This is a genomic window from Agromyces mediolanus (assembly GCF_014648575.1).
Classification (GTDB): domain Bacteria; phylum Actinomycetota; class Actinomycetes; order Actinomycetales; family Microbacteriaceae; genus Agromyces; species Agromyces mediolanus.
In genome coordinates this window covers 18076-35342 of the sequence record NZ_BMRJ01000006.1, presented here as the reverse complement: position 1 = coordinate 35342, position 17267 = coordinate 18076, and the positions used below count along the sequence as shown (strand labels likewise).

The window sequence follows — 17267 nt, the reverse complement described above, 5'->3', positions numbered from 1 at the left end:
GTTCGTCGCGACGCGGTCGTCGCGACGACTCGACGGCGAGGAGGACGCGATGGCGCGGATGTCCGCCGCCGACCGCCGCTCGGCGCTCATCGAGGCCGCCCTGCGGGTCGTGTCCCGCGAGGGACTCGCTCAGGCGACGACGCGCGCGATCGTGGCCGAGGCCGGCATGAGCCTCGCGAGCTTCCACTACGCCTTCGAGTCGCGGGACGAGCTCGTCGACGAGCTCATCGGCGCCGTCGTGGCCCGCGAACGCAAGGCCGTGGCACCCGAGGAGCTCGTGGCCGCGGCCGGCGAGGGCGCGACGCTCGCCGAGCTCGTCGAGGCCGGGCTGCTGCGCTACTTCGAGCACCTCCGCGCCGATCCCGAGCACGAGCAGGCCATGCTCGAGCTCACCCAGTACGCGCTCCGCTCGCCGGAGCGGCATCCCCTCGCCGTCGCGCAGTACGAGCGCTACGCCGAGCTCGTCGTCGAGGCCCTCGAGGCCGCCGCCGCGCTCACCGGCGCGCGCTGGCGGCTGCCCGTCGAGCACGTCGCCCGGGTGCTCGTCGCCTTCACCGACGGCCTCACCATCACCTGGCTGGTCGACCGCGACGACGCGGCCGCCGCCCGCGTCGTCGCCGCCGCGGCCGACGCCCTCTCGAGAATGGCGGACCCCCGATGACCCGAATCGACCCCGGCGCGCCCGACCCCGGCGCCGGGCCCGGCGCAGCGCCCGGCCCGCACGGCATCGGCGTGGGCACCGCGAGCGGCGCGGTCGGCGCCTTCGCCGAACCGGTCCGCCGCGTCTCGGCGGGCTGGATCGCGGCTTTCGCGACCGTCTGGTTCGGCGTGTGGATGGCGCAGCTGACGCCCGTGCAGCTGCTGCTGCCCGCCCAGATCGACGCCGAGCTGCACCCGGAGAACTGGGTCGACTCGGTGCTCGCCTTCGGCGTCATCTCCGGCATCGCGGCCGTCGCGACGATCATCGCCTACCCGCTCACCGGCGCCATGAGCGACCGCACGACGAGCCGATTCGGCCGGCGGCGGCCGTGGATCGCGATCGGCGCGCTCGTCTTCGCCCTCTCGCTCGTGCTGCTCGGCTTCCAGACGGAGATCTGGGCGATCGGCGCGGCGTGGGTCGCGGCATCCGTCGGCTTCTGCATCATGACCGCGGCGCTCACCGCGACGATCTCCGACCAGGTGCCGGTCGGCCAGCGCGGCTTCGTGTCCGGCTGGATGTCGGCCCCGCAGGCGGTCGGCATCATCGCGGGTCTGCTGCTCGTCACCGAGCTCGTCGCGGGCCAGGTGGCCGGCTACGCGGTGCTCGCGCTCCTGCTCGTGCTGCTCGCCGTGCCGTTCCTGCTGCGCCGGGACCAGCCCCTGCTCGCCGCCGACCGTGCGCGGGTGACCGCGCGAGGCATCCTCTCCTCCCTGTGGATCAGCCCGCGCCGCTACCCCGACTTCGGCTGGACGCTGCTCAGCCGCGTGCTCGTCTCCGTCGGCAACGCGCTCGGCACGAGCCTGCTGCTGTACTTCCTGATGTTCGGTCTGAAGGACGAGCACGCCGAGGACGACCTCATCGTGCTCACGCTCATCTACATGGTGTTCGTCGTGCTCGCCTCGCTCGGCCTCGGCCGCTGGTCGGACCGCACCGGCAAGCGCCGGGTGTTCGTCTTCGTCGCCTCCGGGCTGCAGGCGCTCGCCGCGCTGCTGCTCGCCCTCGTGCCCGACCTCACCGTCGCGATGATCGCGGCGGGGCTGCTCGGCGCCGGCTACGGCTGCTTCCTCTCGGTCGATCAGGCGCTCGCGACGCAGGTGCTGCCGGACGCGGCGAGCCGCGGCAAGGACCTCGGCATCATGAACATCGCCTCCGCCGTGCCGCAGGCGATCGCCCCGCTCATCGGGGCCGCCGCGGTCGTGCTCACCGGCTCCTTCGTGCTCGTGTTCGTGCTGTCCGCCGCCTTCGCCGCGGCGGGCGCGTTCGCGGTCGCCCGGGTGCGGAGCGTCGCATGAGCGCCGCGAAGCGGCCGGCCCCGACGGGCGGCACGACGCGCGGAACGACGCGCGGCACGACGACGAAGAAGCCCACGACGAGAACCAAGGAGGCCCCCGGCGTGACGGCCATCGATCTCCGGCTCACGGGCCGGCCGACGGCGGATGCCGCGGTCTGGCGCGACCCGGCCGAGTACTGGACCCGGATGACTGCGGCCACCGCCCACCTCGACGCGCCCGTCGGCGCGCTGCATCTCGGGGCGCTGCGGCACAATGCCGCCGACATGGTGCGCCGGGCCCAGGGCACGCCGATCCGGGTCGCCTCGAAGTCGATCCGCGTGCGCGGCGTCATCGAGGCGCTGCTCCGGATGCCCGGGTACCGGGGCGTGCTCGCCTACACGCTCGCCGAGGCGATCCGGCTCGCCGACACCGTCGACGACGTCGTCGTCGGCTATCCGACGGCCGAGCGCGGCAGCATCCGGCGCCTCGCCACCGACCCCGAGCTCGCCGCGAGGATCACCCTCATGGTCGACTCGCCCGCCCAGCTCGACCTCGTCGACGCGGTGCTGCCCCCGGGCGAGCGCGAGACGATCCGCGTGTGCCTCGAGCTCGACGCCTCCTGGCAGGCGCCCGTGCTCGGCCACCTCGGCGTCCGCCGCTCGCCGATCCACGAGCCCGACGACGCCGGGGCCTTCGCGGCCTACCTCGCCGCCCGACCGGGCTTCGCGCTCGTCGGCGTCATGTCGTACGAGGCGCAGATCGCCGGCGTGCAGACCGCGCCGCCCGGCAAGCCCGTCGACGGGGTCATGAACCGGTGGATGCAGTCGCGCTCCATGCCCGAGCTGCTGGAGCGCCGCGCGCGGGCGATCGCCCGCATCCGCGAGCACGCCGAGCTCGAGTTCGTGAACGGCGGCGGCACCGGCTCCCTCGAGGCGACGAGCGCCGACCCGTCGATCACCGAGATCGCCGCCGGCTCCGGCATCCTCGCCGGCCACCTCTTCGACGGCTACACGCAGTTCGCCCCGGCCCCCGCGGCCGCCTTCGCGCTCGACGTCGTGCGCCGGCCGAGCGCCGAGCACGCGACGATCCTCGGCGGCGGCTGGATCGCCTCCGGCCCGCCCGGGCCCGACCGCCTGCCGCGCATCGTCTGGCCCGAGGGGCTCGAGCTCCTGCCCCGCGAGATGGCCGGCGAAGTGCAGTCGCCCGTCACCGGCCGCGCCGCGAGGCGGCTCCGGGTGGGCGAGCGGGTCTGGCTCCGCCACACGAAGTCCGGCGAGCTCGCGGAGCACCTGAACTCCTTCGCGGTCGTCGACGGCGACGCGGTGATCGGCGAGCTGCCGACGTACCGCGGCGAGGGCTGGGCGTTCCTGTGAGGCGGAGACCGCAATGAGCGGGACGACGACGGACGGCGCGCGCGAGCGCGGAGCGGTGACGAGAGGACGGGATGCCGTGGCGGCGACGGGCGCGATCTGGCGCAACTGGGGGCGCACCGAGCAGGCGCGGCCGGTGCGGGTCGAGCGGCCCGCGAGCGCGGAGGCAGTGCAGCGCGCGGTGACCGCGGCCGCCGCCGCGGGGCTCGCGATCAAGCCCGTCGGCGCCGGACACAGCTTCACCGGCATCGCCGTGGCTCCGGGCGTGCAGCTCGACCTCGATGCGATCGAGGGCGTCCTCGACGTCGACGTGGAGCGCGGCCGGGTGACGCTCGGCGCGGGCACCCGACTGCACCGGCTGCCCGCCCTGCTCGCGCCCTACGGGCTCGCGCTGCCGAACATGGGCGACATCGACCGGCAGTCGATCGCCGGCGCCACCTCGACCGGCACCCACGGCACGGGCCTCGGCTTCGGCGGCCTCGCGACCCAGATCGTCGGCGCGAAGCTCGTCACCGGCACGGGGGAGCTGCTCACCGTCGACGAGGCATCCCGCCCGGAGCTGCTGCCGGCCGTGCGCCTCGGCCTCGGCGCCCTCGGCGTGCTCGTCGAGCTCACGCTCCAGCTCGTGCCGCGGTACGTGCTGCACGCCGACGAGCACCCGGAGCCGCTCACCGAGGTGCTGGACGGCTGGGAGCAGCGCGTGCGCGGCGCCGACCACTTCGAGTTCTACTGGTTCCCGCACACCGAGATCGCGATGACGAAGACGAACACCCGGCTGCCGGGCGACGCGCCCCGCAAGCCGCTCGGCCGGCTGTCGCGCTACCTCGACGACGAACTGCTCGCGAACGGCGTCTACCGCGGGGTCTGCGCGCTCGGCACCGTGGTGCCGCCCGTGGTGCCGTTCTTCGCCCGCCAGGTGGAGCGGCTGCAGGGCAGCCGCGACTTCGCCGACTTCTCGCCGAAGGTGTTCGTCACGAACCGAACCGTGCGCTTCCGCGAGATGGAGTACGCCGTGCCGCTCGCCGCCGTGCCAGAGGCGCTGCGCGAGGTGCAGCGGCTCATCGAGCGGCGCGGCTGGCGGATCAGCTTCCCGGTGGAGGTGCGCGCGGCCGCGGCCGATGAGAACTGGCTGTCGACGGCGCACGGCCGGGAGACGGGGTACCTCGCGGTGCACCGCTACTTCCGCGAGGACCCGACGGAGTACTTCCGCGCGGTCGAGGAGATCATGCTCGCCCACGAGGGGCGGCCGCACTGGGGCAAGATGCACACGCTCGACGCCGCCGCACTGCGCGAGCGCTACCCGCGCTTCGACGACTTCCTCGCCGTGCGCGAGGAGCTCGACCCCGAGTGGCGCTTCCGCAACGACTACCTCGACCGGGTGCTCGGCGCGGAGTCGGGCCGTGCGGGTCGCCGGACGCTCGCCGGCTAGGGCGTGCGGCGGCGGAGAGTGATGGAGCCGACGACGATGGAGCCCACGATCCAGGCGCCGATGACGAGCAGCTTGCCGACGACCCACGCCGTGGACTCCGAGTCGGCGGCGACGGCCTGCAGGGCGTCGATCGCGTAGCTGAGCGGGAGCCACTCGCTGATCGCCTCGAGCACGGCGGGCAGCTGGTCGCGGGGGATGAAGATGCCGCCGAGCAGGATCTGCGGGAACACGAGCACCGGCATGAACTGCACGACCTGGAACTCGGTGCGCGCGAAGGCGCTCGCGAGGAGCCCGAGCGCCGTGCCGAGCAGCGCATCGGCGACCGCCACCGCGAACAGCAGCCAGATCGAGCCCGAGATCTCGAGCCCGCACACCCACACGGCGAACGAGACCGCGACGGCCGTCTGCACGACGGCGAGCAGCCCGAAGGCGAGCGCGTAGCCGAGGATGAAGTCGCCCTTGCCGAGCGGCATCGACAGCAGCCGCTCGAGCGTGCCGCTGCGCCGCTCGCGGAGGGTCGCGATGCTCGTGACGAGGAACATCACGATGAAGGGGAACAGCGCGATCATCGCGGGCCCGATGCCGCTGAAGACGTCGGTGTCGGTGAAGATCCAGGCGACGAGGCCGATCAGCAGGCTCGGCACCACGACGAGCAGGCCGATGGTGCGCGGATCGTGCCGGATCTGCGCGAGCACCCGGCCCGCGGTCGTGAAGGTGCGGCTGAGGGTCATCTCGGCTCCTCCGCTTCGGGGTCGGCGGGGGCGTGCGCAGGTGCGGCGGATGCCTCGTGGCGGCCGTGGGCGCGCCGCTCGCGCTCGGCGGGGGAGCGGAGGTCGGGCTCGCCGCGCTCGATCAGCCGCAGGAAGGCCGCCTCGACGTCGTCGGTGCCGGTGACCTCCAGCACTCCGTCGACGGTGTCGTCGGCGAGGAGTTCGCCGTCGCGCATGAGCAGCAGCCGGTCGCAGCGCTTCGCCTCGTCCATGACGTGGCTCGACACGAGCAGGGTCACCCCGTCGTCGGCGAGGGCGCGGAACAGCGCCCACAGCTCGACGCGCAGGACCGGGTCGAGGCCGACCGTCGGCTCGTCGAGCACGAGCAGTTCCGGGGAGCCGAGCAGGGCCGCGGCGAGGGAGACCCGGCCGCGCTGGCCGCCCGAGAGGGTGCCGACGAGCCGCTCGGCGACGGGGCCGAGCTCGGTGCGGTCGATCACCCGCTCGACGTCGGACGCCGGGGCGCCGAGCACGCGGCGGAAGTACCGGAGGTTCTGCCGCACGGTGAGGTCGTCGTACACGCTCGGCTGCTGGGTGACGTAGGCGACGCGGGTGCGCAGCGCGGCGCTGCCGGCCGGCAGCCCGAGCACCTCGATCTCGCCCGAGCGGATGACCTGCACGCCGACGATCGCGCGCATCAGCGTCGTCTTGCCGCTGCCGCTCGGGCCGAGGAGCCCGACGATGCGGCCGCGCGGCACGGCGAGCGAGAGCCCGTCGAGCACCTCGTTCCGGCCGCGGCGGACGTGCAGCCCGCGGACGACGACGGCGGCGCCGCTCGAGGCATCCGCGTTATTCATCATGCGGGGAATTCTTCGCCGCGGGCCCGGCGCTGTCAAGCCCTGCGCCGCCGTCGAGGTGGAACTGCACGACGGGCGCGAGCCGGCGCACGATCTCGCCGGCATCCAGGCTCGCGAGCGGCTCGGCGACGAGCACGTAGCGCACCATGATGAGCCCGACGATCTGGGAGACGGCGAGCTCGGCGCGCAGCTCCGCCTCGCCCTCGTCGACGCCGGCCTCGACGAGTCGGGCCGCGATGCGGTGCATGAGCTCGCGGCGGAGGAACTCCCGCAGCATCCGCGACACGGGGCCGTGCCCGACCGCGCCGCGGAGCGCGGCGAGGGCGGCCGGACGCACCGCCGGCGAGTCCCAGGCGCGCAGGACGCCGGCCACGAGCCCCGCGCCGACGGCGTCGAGCGGCCCGTCGAGCGCGCCCTGGACGATACGGTCCGGCCGGAGCGGCACCTCGACCACCGCGGCGACGAGGGCCTGCTTGTCGTCGAAGTAGTGCCGGATCAGCGCCGGGTCGACCTCCGCGCGCCGCGCGATCGAGCGGATCGACGCCGCCTCGTAGCCGCGCTCGGCGAACTCCTGCGTCGCGGCGGCGACGATGCGGCCGCGCGCCGCGCCGACCTCCGCGGCCCGCGGGCGGCCGCGGCGGCGACCGGGGACCCGGATGCCCTCCTGCTCCACGAGCGAGAGCCTACGCCCCGGCTGCGCGTGCGCGACACGTCGCGGGTGAGCCGGGAGTGAGAAGCCTTCGAGTCTCATGGGAAACCGGGCCGCCACCGGGGCTCGCGGATAAGATGAGACGGCACCCCGATTCCCGCAGGCTAGGAGCTGATCAGCCATGGAATGGCTCATTCCCGTCATCATCGTCGTCGCGCTGGTCCTCATCATCGGCATCTACCTGTGGGCCACGTACAACTCCCTCGTCACGCTCAACGTGCGCGTCGACGAGGCGTGGAGCGACATCACGGTGCAGCTGAAGCGTCGTGCCGACCTGATCCCGAACCTCATCGAGGCGGTCAAGGGCTACGCCGCGCACGAGAAGTCCGTGTTCGAGTCGGTCACCCAGGCCCGCGCCGAGACCCTGCAGGCGCAGGGCCCGGTCGAGGCCGGAGCCGCCGAGAACCACATGCAGCAGGCGCTGAAGTCGATCTTCGCGGTCGCCGAGGCGTACCCGCAGCTGCAGGCGAGCCAGAACTTCCTCCAGCTGCAGTCCGAGCTCGTCGACACGGAAGACAAGATCCAGGCCTCGCGCCGCTTCTACAACGGCGGCGTGCGCGAGCTGAACACGAAGATCAAGGTCTTCCCGAACACCCTCTTCGTGCGGGGCCTCGGCTTCCACGAGCGCGAGTTCTTCGAGGTCGCGGAGCCGGCGGCGATCGCCGAGCCGCCGCGCGTGCAGTTCTGACGCGAGTGGAGCGCTGACGCCACCCGATGTATCGCGCAATCGCCAAGAACAAACGCAACACCGTCTTCACGATCCTGCTGTTCCTGCTGATCATCGGCGGGCTCGGCTGGCTCGCGGCCGCCATCTACGGCAACCTGACGATCGTCATCATCACGCTGGTGGTGGCGATCGGCTACGCCCTCATCCAGTACTTCACGGCCGACCGGCAGGCGCTCGCCATGTCCGGTGCCGTCGAGATCACCTCGAAGGCCGAGCACCCGAGGCTCTGGCGCGTCGTCGAGAACCTCTCGATCACGACCGGCACGCCGATGCCGCGCGTCTACGTCGTCTCCGACCCGGCGCCGAACGCCTTCGCGACCGGTCGCGACCCGCAGCACGCCTCCGTCGCCGCGACCACCGGGCTCCTCGAGCTCATGGACGACGCGGAGCTCGAGGGCGTCATGGCGCACGAGCTCGGGCACGTGCGCAACTACGACATCCGGCTCTCGATGATCGTGTTCGGGCTCGTCGTCGCCGTCGGCTTCATCTCCGACATGCTCGTGCGCATGGCGTTCTTCGGCGGCCGGGGCAACAACAACGGCAACCCGATCGTCATGATCTTCGGCATCGTCGCGATGCTGGTCGCCCCGCTCGTCGCGACGCTCGTGCAGCTCGCCGTGTCGCGTCAGCGGGAGTACCTCGCCGACGCCACCGGCGCGATGACCACCCGGCACCCCGACGCGCTCGCTCGGGCGCTGCTCAAGCTCGAGGCGTACGGCCGGCCCATGCAGCGCCAGAACACCTCGATGGCGCACCTGTGGATCGCCGACCCGCTGAAGCCCGGCATCGTCGACCGCCTCTTCGCCACGCACCCGCCGATCCCCGAGCGCGTGAAGCGCCTCGAGGAGATGGGCGGCAGCTTCTAGGCTGCGCGAGCAGTGAGTGGCGCCAGGTGCCCGCTCACTGCTCGGCGTGCGCCAGGTGCCCGCTCACTGCTCGGCGTGCGCCTCGAGGAAGGCGTAGACCTCGGCGTCGTCGACACCGGGGAACGTGCCGGAGGGCAGCGGCGAGAGCACGTGCGCGTGCAGGCGGGCGCTCGGCCAGGCCCGCCCCGCCCAGCGCTCTGCGAGCCCGTCGGGCGCCCGGCGGCAGCAGTTCTCGTCGGGGCAGCTCGAGGTCGCCCGCAGGGTCGTCTCGCGGCCACGGAACCACTTGGCCTGGTTGAACGGCACGCCGACCGTGATCGAGAACTCCGCGGCATCCGTGCGACCCGTCTGCGTCGCGCACCAGAAGGTGCCGGCCGGGGTGTCGGTGTACTGGTAGTTCTCCGTCGTACGGTTCGTGTGCTCGAAGGCGGTGCGGGCGCTCCACTTCTTGCAGACCCACTGCCCCTCGATCGAGCCGGTCACATCGGTGGGCAGCGGCAGGCCGTCGTTCTCGTAGCCCTTCAGCAACGCCCCGTCGCCCGCCACGCGGAGGAAGTGCAGCGTCATGTCGAGGTGCGAGGTCGCGAGGTTGGTGAAGCGCAGCGCCGCGGCCTCGTGGGTGACGCCGAAGGCGTCGCGGAAGTCCTCGATCGCGAGCCGACGCTCCTTCTTCGCCTCCTGCAGGAAGGCGACGGATGCCTCCTGCGGCATCAGGCACGCGGCCGCGAAGTAATTGATCTCGAGGCGCTGCCAGAGGAACTCGTCGTAGCTCGCCGGCGGCGTGTGGCCGAGCAGTCGGTGCGCCATCGCCTGCAGCGCCATCGAGCGCAGGCCGTGACCGCCCGGGATCGAGGCCGGGGGCAGATAGATGCGGCCGTTCTCGAGGTCGGTGATCGAGCGCGTCGAGTCGGGCAGGTCGTCGACGTAGATCAGCTTGAAGCCGAGCCGCTCGGCCATCACACTGACCTCGCGGTGGGTGAGGGCGCCCGAACGGTGCCCGGAGGCGCGCACCTGCTCCTCGGCGAGCCGCTCGATGTCCGGCAGGTAGTTCGCGCGCTCGCGCATCCGCTCCCGCATCTCCGTGTTCGCGCGCCGGGCCTCCTCGGGCGTCGCGATCGCCTCGCTCGCGCGGCGCTGCAGCTCGCGGTGCAGCCCGACGATCGACTCGAGGGTCTCGTCGCTGATGCCGCGGCCCGCGCGGATCGGCGGCAGGCCCAGGCTCGCGTAGAGCGGGCTCGCCTGGGCGCGGCCGAGTTCGAGCTCGAGCGCCGCGCGCCGGCTCGGCGCCTCGCGGGAGAGCAGCTCGGCGAGCTCGACGCCGAGGGCGGCGGCGAGGGCGTCGAGGGTCGAGAGCTTCGGCTCGCGCTTGCCGTTCTCGATGAGGGAGAGCTGGCTGCCGGCGAGATCGACGAGCTCGCCGAGCTGGTCGAGCGTGAGCCCGCGCTCGCCGCGGAAGTGACGGATGCGGTGCCCGAGCGTCGCGAGGTCTGCTGTACCGGCCTTCATGGCTTAAGGATATCGAAAGATCGGCAATTCTTTCCATCTGTTTCGTCCAGATGACTGGACGGTCTTCCCGCATTCTTGAAGGACAGACCGATTCCGGTCCGGCCGAGCGACATCGCCCGGCACCCAGCAGGAAGGCGCGACGACGATGACCCTCTCCGAATTCTCCATCGGAACGGACTCCGACGCCCGCGAGACCCCCCGCGGCACCACCGACCCGGCCCTGCGCGCCTGGGTCGACGAGATCGCCGCCCTCACCAAGCCCGACGAGATCGTCTGGTGCGACGGCTCCAAGCAGGAGGCCGACCTCCTCACGAAGCAGCTCGTCGCCGAGGGCAAGCTCATCAAGCTCAACCCCGAGTGGCGCCCCAACAGCTACCTCGCCCGCACCGACGCCTCCGACGTCGCCCGGGTCGAGGACCGCACCTTCATCTGCTCGACCTACGAGGAAGACGCCGGCCCGACGAACAACTGGCGCGACCCGCGCGAGATGCGCGAAGAGCTCGTCGACGTCTTCGACGGCTCGATGAAGGGCCGCACCATGTACGTGGTGCCCTTCTCGATGGGCCCGCTCGGCGGCCCCATCTCGCAGCTCGGCGTCGAGATCACCGACTCGCCCTACGTCGTGCTCTCGATGGGCATCATGACCCGCATGGGCGAGCAGGTCTACCGCCTCATCGAGGCGGGCGAGCCCTGGGTGCGCACCGTGCACTCGGTGGGTTACCCGCTGGTCGACGGCGTCGGCCAGCGCCGCGACGAGATCGAGTGGCCGTCGAACCCCACCAAGTACATCGTGCAGTTCCCGGACTCGCGCGAGATCTGGTCGTTCGGCTCGGGCTACGGCGGCAACGCCCTGCTCGCCAAGAAGTGCTTCGCGCTGCGCATCGCCTCGGTGATGGCGCGCGACGAGGGCTGGCTCGCCGAGCACATGCTGCTCATCAAGGTCACCTCGCCGGCCGGCAAGGTCTACCACATCGCCGCGGCGTTCCCCTCGGCGTGCGGCAAGACAAACCTCGCCATGCTCCGCCCGACCATCCCCGGCTGGACCGTCGAGACGATCGGCGACGACATCGCGTGGATGCGTCCGGGCGACGACGGCCGCCTCTACGCGATCAACCCCGAGGCCGGCTTCTTCGGCGTCGCGCCGGGCACCGGCGAGACGACCAACCCGACCGCCGTGCAGACCCTCTGGGGCAACACGATCTTCACGAACGTCGCGCTCCGCCCCGACGGCGACGTCTGGTGGGAGGGGCTCACCGACGAGGTGCCCGAGGAGCTCACCGACTGGCAGGGCCAGCCGTGGACCCCGGCCTCCGGTCGTCCCGCCGCGCACCCGAACTCGCGCTTCACGGTCGCGGCCGCGCAGTGCCCGCAGATCTCAGACGACTGGGACGCCCACGACGGCGTGCCGATCGACGCCATCCTCTTCGGCGGCCGCCGTGCGACCAACGTGCCGCTCGTCGCGCAGGCCCGCTCGTGGAAGCACGGCGTGTTCATGGGCGCGACGATCTCGAGCGAGAAGACCGCCGCGGCCGAGGGCACCGTCGGCGAGTTGCGCCGCGATCCCTTCGCCATGCTCCCGTTCTGCGGCTACAACATGGCCGACTACTGGGGCCACTGGGTGAAGATGGGCCGCGTGCTGGGCGACCGCGCGCCGCAGATCTTCCAGGTCAACTGGTTCCGCAAGGGCGCCGACGGCTCTTTCCTGTGGCCCGGATTCGGCGAGAACTCGCGCGTCATCGAGTGGATCGTCGGCCGCCTCGAGGGCGAGGCCGGCGCCGCGGAGACGCCGATCGGCCTGCTGCCTGCCGAGGGCTCGCTGAACCTCGACGGCCTCGAGATCACGGACGGGGAGCTCGAGCAGCTCTTCCACGTCGACCCCGCCTCGTGGCTCGCCGAGTGCGAGCTGACCGAGGAGTACTTCGCCCAGTTCGGCGACCGGGTGCCCGCCGCCCTGCGCGCCGAGCTGTCGAGCCTCCGCTACCACCTCGAGCACGGGCAGGTGCCCGTGACCGACTGATCGAGGTCCCGTCGATCGTGCGCCCCGGCCACCGGGGCGCACGATCGAGCGGAGGAGGATCGCGCCGGGGTCCCAGGTCTGGCGCGATCCTCGTCCGCTCGATCGGCTCGATGACGGGAAACGGCGCGGGATGCGTCATCATGGGATGCGCAGACCGATGGATGCTGCGGGCGCTGTGGGCACGGGAAGGCGCACCGCCCGCGGCATCCATGGGTCTACGGACCCGCCGCGGGCGTTGTGGGCACGGGAAGGCGCACCGCCCGCGGCAAACTCGCTTCATGAGCGACGAACGGCCCGCTTCCGATCGGAGGCGGGCCGTTCGTCGCGCCGGCGGGGCTCAGACGAGCAGCTGGTGCTCGGCGAGCTCGCGGTAGAGCGGCACGGTGGCGACGAGCTCCGCGTGGGTGCCCTCGCCGATGATGCGGCCGCCGTCGAGCACGACGATGCGGTCCGAGTCGACGACGGTCGAGAGCCGGTGCGCGATGACGATGAGCGTGCGGCCGGCGGCGACCTCGTCGATCGCCTCGCGCATCATCCGCTCGTTCACTCCGTCGAGCGAGGATGTGGACTCGTCGAGCAGCAGGATCGGCGGCGCCGCGAGCAGGGCCCGGGCGATCGCGAGGCGCTGCCGTTCGCCGCCGGAGAGCATGATTCCGTCCTCGCCGACCTGGGCGCCGAGGCCCGCGGGGTCGCGCGCGAGGACGCCGCCGAGGTTCACGGACTGCAGCACGTGCTCGCACTCCTCGTCGCTCGCCGTCGGGTTGCCGAGCAGCAGGTTGTCGCGGAGGGTGCCGGCCAGCACCGGGGCATCCTGCTCGACGTAGCCGATCTGCGCGCGCAGCTCGGCGCGGTCGATCGAGCGAAGGTCGAGCCCGCCCATCCGCACTTCGCCGACCGAGGGGTCGTAGAAGCGCTCCACGAGCGAGAGGATCGTCGACTTGCCGGCGCCCGAGGGCCCGACGAGGGCGACGCGCTGCCCGCGCGGCACCGCGAAGGAGACGCCGCGGAGCACGGGCTGCCGTTCGGTCACGGAGGGCTCGGGATCGTGCGCGTCGGCCGAGTCGTTGCCCGGGTCGGCGGGATCCTGCGGCGAGGTCTGCGCGTAGGCGAAGTGCACATCGTCGAACTCGATCGCCGGGGCGTCGGGGCGGACGCCTTCGTTCGCGGGGCCGACGACGACGGCGAGCGGGGCGAGCTCGCGGTCGTGCGCGTCCTCGTCGGGCAGGTCGAGGATCTCCTGGATGCGGCCCAGTGCGCCGAGCGCCTGGTTGACGGAGGTGATCGCGCCGAAGGCCTGGCCGAGCGGCAGGATCATCATGAACAGGAACAGGATGAACGCGACGAGGCTCGCGACCGTGATCGCGCCCGACGCCACCCGGAAGCCGCCGACGCCGAGCACGACGAGGAACGACACCTGCATCGCGATGCCGGCGATCGGCACGATGAGCGCGGAGATCTTCGCGACCTTCACGCCCATCCGCCAGGCGCCCTCGGCCTCGGCCTGCACATCGGCGAGCTCGCGCTCGGTGGCGCCGGCCGCGCGGATGGTGCGCACGGAGCTGATCGCCCGCTCGACCGAGGCGGCGACGTCGCCGACCTTCGCCTGCGCGGCGTGCGAGGCCTCGCGGACGCGGGCCGAGAGCAGGGTGACCGTGGTGATGGCGACCGCGATGACGAGCACGGTGAGCCCGAGCAGCACCGGGTCGATGACGAGCATCGCGATGAGCGCGCCGACGAAGGTGACCGCGCCGCCGACGGCCTCGACGAGGCCCTGCGTGAGCACCGCCCGCAGCATCGTCGTGTCGCTGCCGACGCGCGAGACGAGGTCGCCCGTGCGGCGGGTGTCGAACTCCGCGATCGGCAGCCGCAGCAGCTTCGCGACGAGCTGCTTGCGGCTGGACAGCACGACGCCCTCGCCCGTGCGCTGCAGCAGGTAGTGCTGGTAGCCGGTGATGATGCCGCTGACCACGACGAGCGCGATGAGCGCCCACACGATCCAGCCGAGCGGGTCGCCGGCCTCGACGACGGTGATGACCTGGCTGACGAGGAGCGGCTGCGCGAGGCTCGCGAGCGCGCCGACGATGGACAGGATCGCGACCCACACGAGCACTGGACGGTGCTCGAACACGAACGGCAGCAGCTGCCGGAAGGTGGCGCGCGGGCCGGGAGGTGTCTCTCGGCGGCCGAAGCGGGAACGGGCGGGAGAGGTCGGGGTGCTCATCGGTCTAGCAGCCTACGCGGTCGGCCTCGGAGAAGGCTCAGGGGCGGCCGGGGTACGGCACGATGGAGGGATGACCCGTCCTGCGCTCGTCGCGATCTCGCACGGCACCTCCTCGCCCGACGGCAGCGCCGCCGTCCGCGGCCTCGTCAAGGCCGTCGGCGCGCGACTCATGCGGGGCGGCGGCATGCTCCCCGGCGCGGCCGGGCACGCGGCGTCGGGCGCGGCCGCGCTGCGCCTCGGCCACGTCGACGTCGAACAGCCCGACGTGCCGGCCACGCTCGCGAGCCTGCCCGCCGGGATGCCCGCGGTCGTCGTGCCGCTGCTGCTCTCCGCCGGGTACCACGTGCACGTCGACCTCGCCGAGGCGGTCGGCGCGGAAGGCGCGCGGGCGGTCGAGCTCGCGGCGGCCCTCGGCCCCGACGATCGGCTCGCGCGGGTGCTCGTGCGACGCCTGCTCGAGGCGGAGTGGCGGCCCGGCGACGTCGTCGTGCTCGCCGCCGCGGGGTCGAGCGACGCGCGCGCCGTGGCCGACTGCGCGGAGATGGCGGAGCGGCTCGCCCGAGAGCTCGGCGCCCCCGTCTCGCCCGGCTACCTCTCGGCCGCGGAGCCGACGCTCGAGGCGGCCGTGCGGCGCGCGGTCGCCGGGGGCGGCGCGGCCGCCGACGGCGGCGCCGCAGGGGGAGCGGCCGGCGCCCAGCGCCGCGTCGTCGTCGCGAGCTACCTGCTCGCCCCCGGGTACTTCCAGGACCTCGCCGTCGACACCGCCCGTGCGGCGGGGGCGGTGGCCGTCACCGAGCCGCTGCTCCGGGCGGGCGTGCTGCCCCCCGACGAACTCGCCGAGCTCGTCGTCGACCGCTTCAGCGCGGCCGCCGCCCGGATGTCAACCATGTGACGCAAAACGGCGCAGCGAGACATCCCGTTTCCTCCCGTGACGACCGCGTCGTCACGAACGTGCCGCCCGAATCCCGCTCGCCTAGCGTCGCAGCCACGGCGAGCACCGCCGTCCCTCCGACGGGGGTGAGCAGCTAGGGAGCGGGCATGACGCTGGGCGAGACGGAGACGAGGCCGGCCGAGCAGGCCGCGCCGCCCCGGCGCTCGGCCGGGGTCCGCCCGGCGCGCGGCTCCAACAAGCCCAACGGGCAGTGGAAGGTCGACGGCCGCGCCCCGCTCAACGCCAACGAGGAGTGGAAGCAGCAGGACGGCGGGCTCGCCGTGCGCGAGCGCATCGAGCAGACGTACGCCGCCGGCGGCTTCGCCAGCATCGACCCGACCGACCTGCACGGACGCTTCCGCTGGTGGGGGCTCTACACCCAGCGCAAGCCCGGCATCGACGGCGGCAAGACCGCGACCCTCGAACCGCACGAGCTCGAGGACGAGTACTTCATGCTGCGGGTGCGCATCGACGGCGGGCAGCTCACCACCGAGCAGCTGCGCACCATCGGCGGCATCTCCACCGAGTTCGCCCGCGACACCGCCGATCTCACCGACCGCCAGAACGTGCAGCTGCACTGGGTGCGGGTCGAGGACGTGCCCGAGATCTGGCGCCGCCTCGAAGCCGTCGGTCTCTCCACGACCGAGGCGTGCGGCGACGTGCCCCGGGTCATCCTCGGCTCGCCCGTCGCGGGCATCGCCGCCGACGAGCTCATCGACCCGACGCCGCAGATCGAGGAGATCCAGCGGCGCTACCTCGGCGACCCCGAGTTCGCGAACCTGCCCCGCAAGTTCAAGAGCGCCATCACGGGGCATCCCAGCCAGGACGTCGTGCACGAGATCAACGACGTCGCCTTCGTCGCGGTCGAGCACCCCGAGCTCGGCGTCGGCTACGACCTCTGGGTCGGCGGCGGCCTCTCGACGGCCGCGCACCTCGCCGTGCGCACCGGCACCTTCGTGACCCCGGACCGGGTCGCCGAGGTGTGGGAGGGCGTCGTCTCGATCTTCCGCGACTACGGCTACCGTCGGCTGCGCAACCGCGCCCGCCTCAAGTACCTCGTCGCCGACTGGGGCGCCGAGCGCTTCCGCGAGGTGCTCGAGACCGAGTACCTCGCCACCCCGCTGCCCGACGGCCCCGCCGCGCCGAAGCCGATCGCCCAGGGCGACCACGTCGGCGTGCACCGGCAGCGCGACGGCCGCTTCTACCTCGGCGCGACGCCGCTCGTCGGCCGGCTCTCCGGCTCGACCCTCACCGCGATCGCCGAACTCCTCGAGAGCGTCGGCTCCGGGCGCCTGCGCACCACCCCGCACCAGAAGCTCGTGCTGCTCGACATCGAGGAGCGCGACGTCGAGCGGGTCGTCGCCGGGCTCGACGGGCTCGGGCTGCAGGTGCGGCCGAGCCTGATCCGGCGGGGCACGATCGCCTGCACCGGCATCGAGTACTGCAAGCTCGCCATCGTCGAGACGAAAGAGACCGCCTCGCGCGCGGTCGTCCGGCTCGAGGAGCGGCTCGCCGGGCTCGAGCTGCCGCACCCGATCAGCCTGCACGTGAACGGCTGCCCGAACTCCTGCGCGCGCATCCAGACCGCCGACATCGGCCTCAAGGGCCAGCTGCTGCCCGACGGCGACGGCGGCCAGACGCCCGGCTTCCAGGTGCACCTCGGCGGCGGGCTCGCCTCCGCGCACCGCGAGGAGGCCGGCACCGGGCGCACCGTGCGCGGGCTCAAGGTCACCGCCGACGGGCTCGCCGACTACGTCGAGCGGGTCGTGCGCCGCTTCCTCGCCGAGCGCGACGAGGCTGCGGCGGAGACCTTCGCCGCGTGGGCGCACCGGGCCGACGAGGAGGCGCTGCGATGAGCGCGGCAGCCGGGACGACGCTGGCGCCCAGGCGGACGCCGACGCGGGACACGGATCCGGTCGGCGGGGAGGCGCGGCGATGAGCGTGGCACTGGCG

At 73.0% G+C, this 17267-nt stretch carries 13 protein-coding genes and 1 pseudogene; 9 read left to right on the top strand and 5 right to left on the bottom strand.

Annotation, left to right across the window (positions count from 1 at the left end):
• Positions 1–49 precede the first annotated feature (49 nt).
• The 4 genes from IEY71_RS16935 (at position 50) to IEY71_RS16920 (ending at position 4770) form a co-directional block, all read left to right on the top strand.
• Positions 50–661, top strand: a complete 612-nt coding sequence (locus IEY71_RS16935; RefSeq protein ID WP_189086561.1) for a TetR/AcrR family transcriptional regulator — start codon at positions 50–52, stop codon at positions 659–661.
• Positions 658–1992, top strand: coding sequence for an MFS transporter (locus IEY71_RS16930; RefSeq protein ID WP_189086560.1), 1335 nt, complete (start codon positions 658–660; stop codon positions 1990–1992). Before IEY71_RS16935 ends, IEY71_RS16930 begins: the two co-directional genes overlap by 4 nt.
• Before the next feature lie 185 nt (positions 1993–2177).
• A complete protein-coding gene (locus IEY71_RS16925; protein WP_229781827.1) occupies positions 2178–3344 on the top strand; it encodes an alanine racemase in 1167 nt (388 codons plus the stop codon).
• Between the two features lie 76 nt (positions 3345–3420).
• Positions 3421–4770 carry a D-arabinono-1,4-lactone oxidase gene (locus IEY71_RS16920; protein WP_229781826.1) on the top strand — a complete coding sequence of 450 codons (1350 nt, stop codon included), beginning with the start codon at positions 3421–3423 and terminating at the stop codon, positions 4768–4770.
• On the opposite strand, the gene IEY71_RS16915 is transcribed toward IEY71_RS16920, so the two are convergent.
• From IEY71_RS16915 to IEY71_RS16905, 3 genes and pseudogenes are all read right to left on the bottom strand, one after another.
• On the bottom strand, positions 4767–5501 hold the full coding sequence (locus tag IEY71_RS16915; protein ID WP_189086557.1) for an ABC transporter permease: 735 nt from the start codon (positions 5499–5501) through the stop codon (positions 4767–4769). The genes IEY71_RS16920 and IEY71_RS16915 overlap by 4 nt on opposite strands.
• Positions 5502–5833: 332 nt before the next feature.
• Positions 5834–6337 (bottom strand): annotated as a pseudogene (locus tag IEY71_RS18635) (ABC transporter ATP-binding protein); the annotation flags it as partial.
• Complete coding sequence (locus IEY71_RS16905; protein WP_229781821.1) at positions 6330–7010, bottom strand: TetR/AcrR family transcriptional regulator; 681 nt, start codon at positions 7008–7010, stop codon at positions 6330–6332. The pseudogene IEY71_RS18635 and the gene IEY71_RS16905, both read right to left, overlap by 8 nt.
• A 157-nt stretch (positions 7011–7167) precedes the next feature.
• Between IEY71_RS16905 and IEY71_RS16900 the strand changes: the two genes are divergently transcribed.
• Positions 7168–7734, top strand: coding sequence for a LemA family protein (locus IEY71_RS16900; protein WP_189086555.1), 567 nt, complete (start codon positions 7168–7170; stop codon positions 7732–7734).
• A gap of 26 nt (positions 7735–7760) precedes the next feature.
• On the top strand, positions 7761–8639 hold the full coding sequence (locus IEY71_RS16895) for a M48 family metalloprotease (protein ID WP_189086554.1): 879 nt from the start codon (positions 7761–7763) through the stop codon (positions 8637–8639).
• Between the two features lie 63 nt (positions 8640–8702).
• On the opposite strand, the gene IEY71_RS16890 is transcribed toward IEY71_RS16895, so the two are convergent.
• Positions 8703–10145, bottom strand: a complete 1443-nt coding sequence (locus IEY71_RS16890) for a helix-turn-helix domain-containing protein (RefSeq protein WP_189086553.1) — start codon at positions 10143–10145, stop codon at positions 8703–8705.
• Positions 10146–10290: 145 nt separating this feature from the next.
• On the opposite strand from IEY71_RS16890, the gene IEY71_RS16885 reads away from it, so the two are divergent.
• On the top strand, positions 10291–12162 hold the full coding sequence (locus IEY71_RS16885; RefSeq protein ID WP_189086552.1) for a phosphoenolpyruvate carboxykinase (GTP): 1872 nt from the start codon (positions 10291–10293) through the stop codon (positions 12160–12162).
• Between the two features lie 337 nt (positions 12163–12499).
• Here the strand turns inward: IEY71_RS16885 and IEY71_RS16880 are convergent, their stop codons facing one another.
• Complete coding sequence (locus IEY71_RS16880; RefSeq protein ID WP_189086551.1) at positions 12500–14383, bottom strand: ABC transporter ATP-binding protein; 1884 nt, start codon at positions 14381–14383, stop codon at positions 12500–12502.
• A 70-nt stretch (positions 14384–14453) separates the two neighbouring features.
• On the opposite strand from IEY71_RS16880, the gene IEY71_RS16875 reads away from it, so the two are divergent.
• Together IEY71_RS16875 and IEY71_RS16870 are read left to right on the top strand one after the other, a co-directional pair.
• Positions 14454–15275, top strand: coding sequence for a sirohydrochlorin chelatase (locus tag IEY71_RS16875; RefSeq protein WP_189086550.1), 822 nt, complete (start codon positions 14454–14456; stop codon positions 15273–15275).
• 146 nt (positions 15276–15421) lie between these two features.
• Entirely contained in the window at positions 15422–17170 is a 1749-nt protein-coding gene (locus tag IEY71_RS16870; RefSeq protein ID WP_189086549.1) for a nitrite/sulfite reductase, read from the top strand.
• Positions 17171–17267: the final 97 nt, after the last annotated feature.

What these genes read in the sequence shown, in the direction of transcription:
- IEY71_RS16880 (WP_189086551.1), bottom strand. Translation starts at nt 14,383, where the DNA reads ATGAGCACCCCGACCTCTCCCGCCCGTTCCCGCTTCGGCCGCCGAGAG.
- IEY71_RS16895 (WP_189086554.1), top strand. Translation starts at nt 7,761, where the DNA reads ATGTATCGCGCAATCGCCAAGAACAAACGCAACACCGTCTTCACGATC.
- IEY71_RS16870 (WP_189086549.1), top strand. Translation starts at nt 15,422, where the DNA reads ATGACGCTGGGCGAGACGGAGACGAGGCCGGCCGAGCAGGCCGCGCCG.
- IEY71_RS16935 (WP_189086561.1), top strand. Translation starts at nt 50, where the DNA reads ATGGCGCGGATGTCCGCCGCCGACCGCCGCTCGGCGCTCATCGAGGCC.
- IEY71_RS16900 (WP_189086555.1), top strand. Translation starts at nt 7,168, where the DNA reads ATGGAATGGCTCATTCCCGTCATCATCGTCGTCGCGCTGGTCCTCATC.
- IEY71_RS16930 (WP_189086560.1), top strand. Translation starts at nt 658, where the DNA reads ATGACCCGAATCGACCCCGGCGCGCCCGACCCCGGCGCCGGGCCCGGC.
- IEY71_RS16885 (WP_189086552.1), top strand. Translation starts at nt 10,291, where the DNA reads ATGACCCTCTCCGAATTCTCCATCGGAACGGACTCCGACGCCCGCGAG.
- IEY71_RS16875 (WP_189086550.1), top strand. Translation starts at nt 14,454, where the DNA reads ATGACCCGTCCTGCGCTCGTCGCGATCTCGCACGGCACCTCCTCGCCC.
- IEY71_RS16925 (WP_229781827.1), top strand. Translation starts at nt 2,178, where the DNA reads ATGACTGCGGCCACCGCCCACCTCGACGCGCCCGTCGGCGCGCTGCAT.
- IEY71_RS16890 (WP_189086553.1), bottom strand. Translation starts at nt 10,145, where the DNA reads ATGAAGGCCGGTACAGCAGACCTCGCGACGCTCGGGCACCGCATCCGT.
- IEY71_RS16915 (WP_189086557.1), bottom strand. Translation starts at nt 5,501, where the DNA reads ATGACCCTCAGCCGCACCTTCACGACCGCGGGCCGGGTGCTCGCGCAG.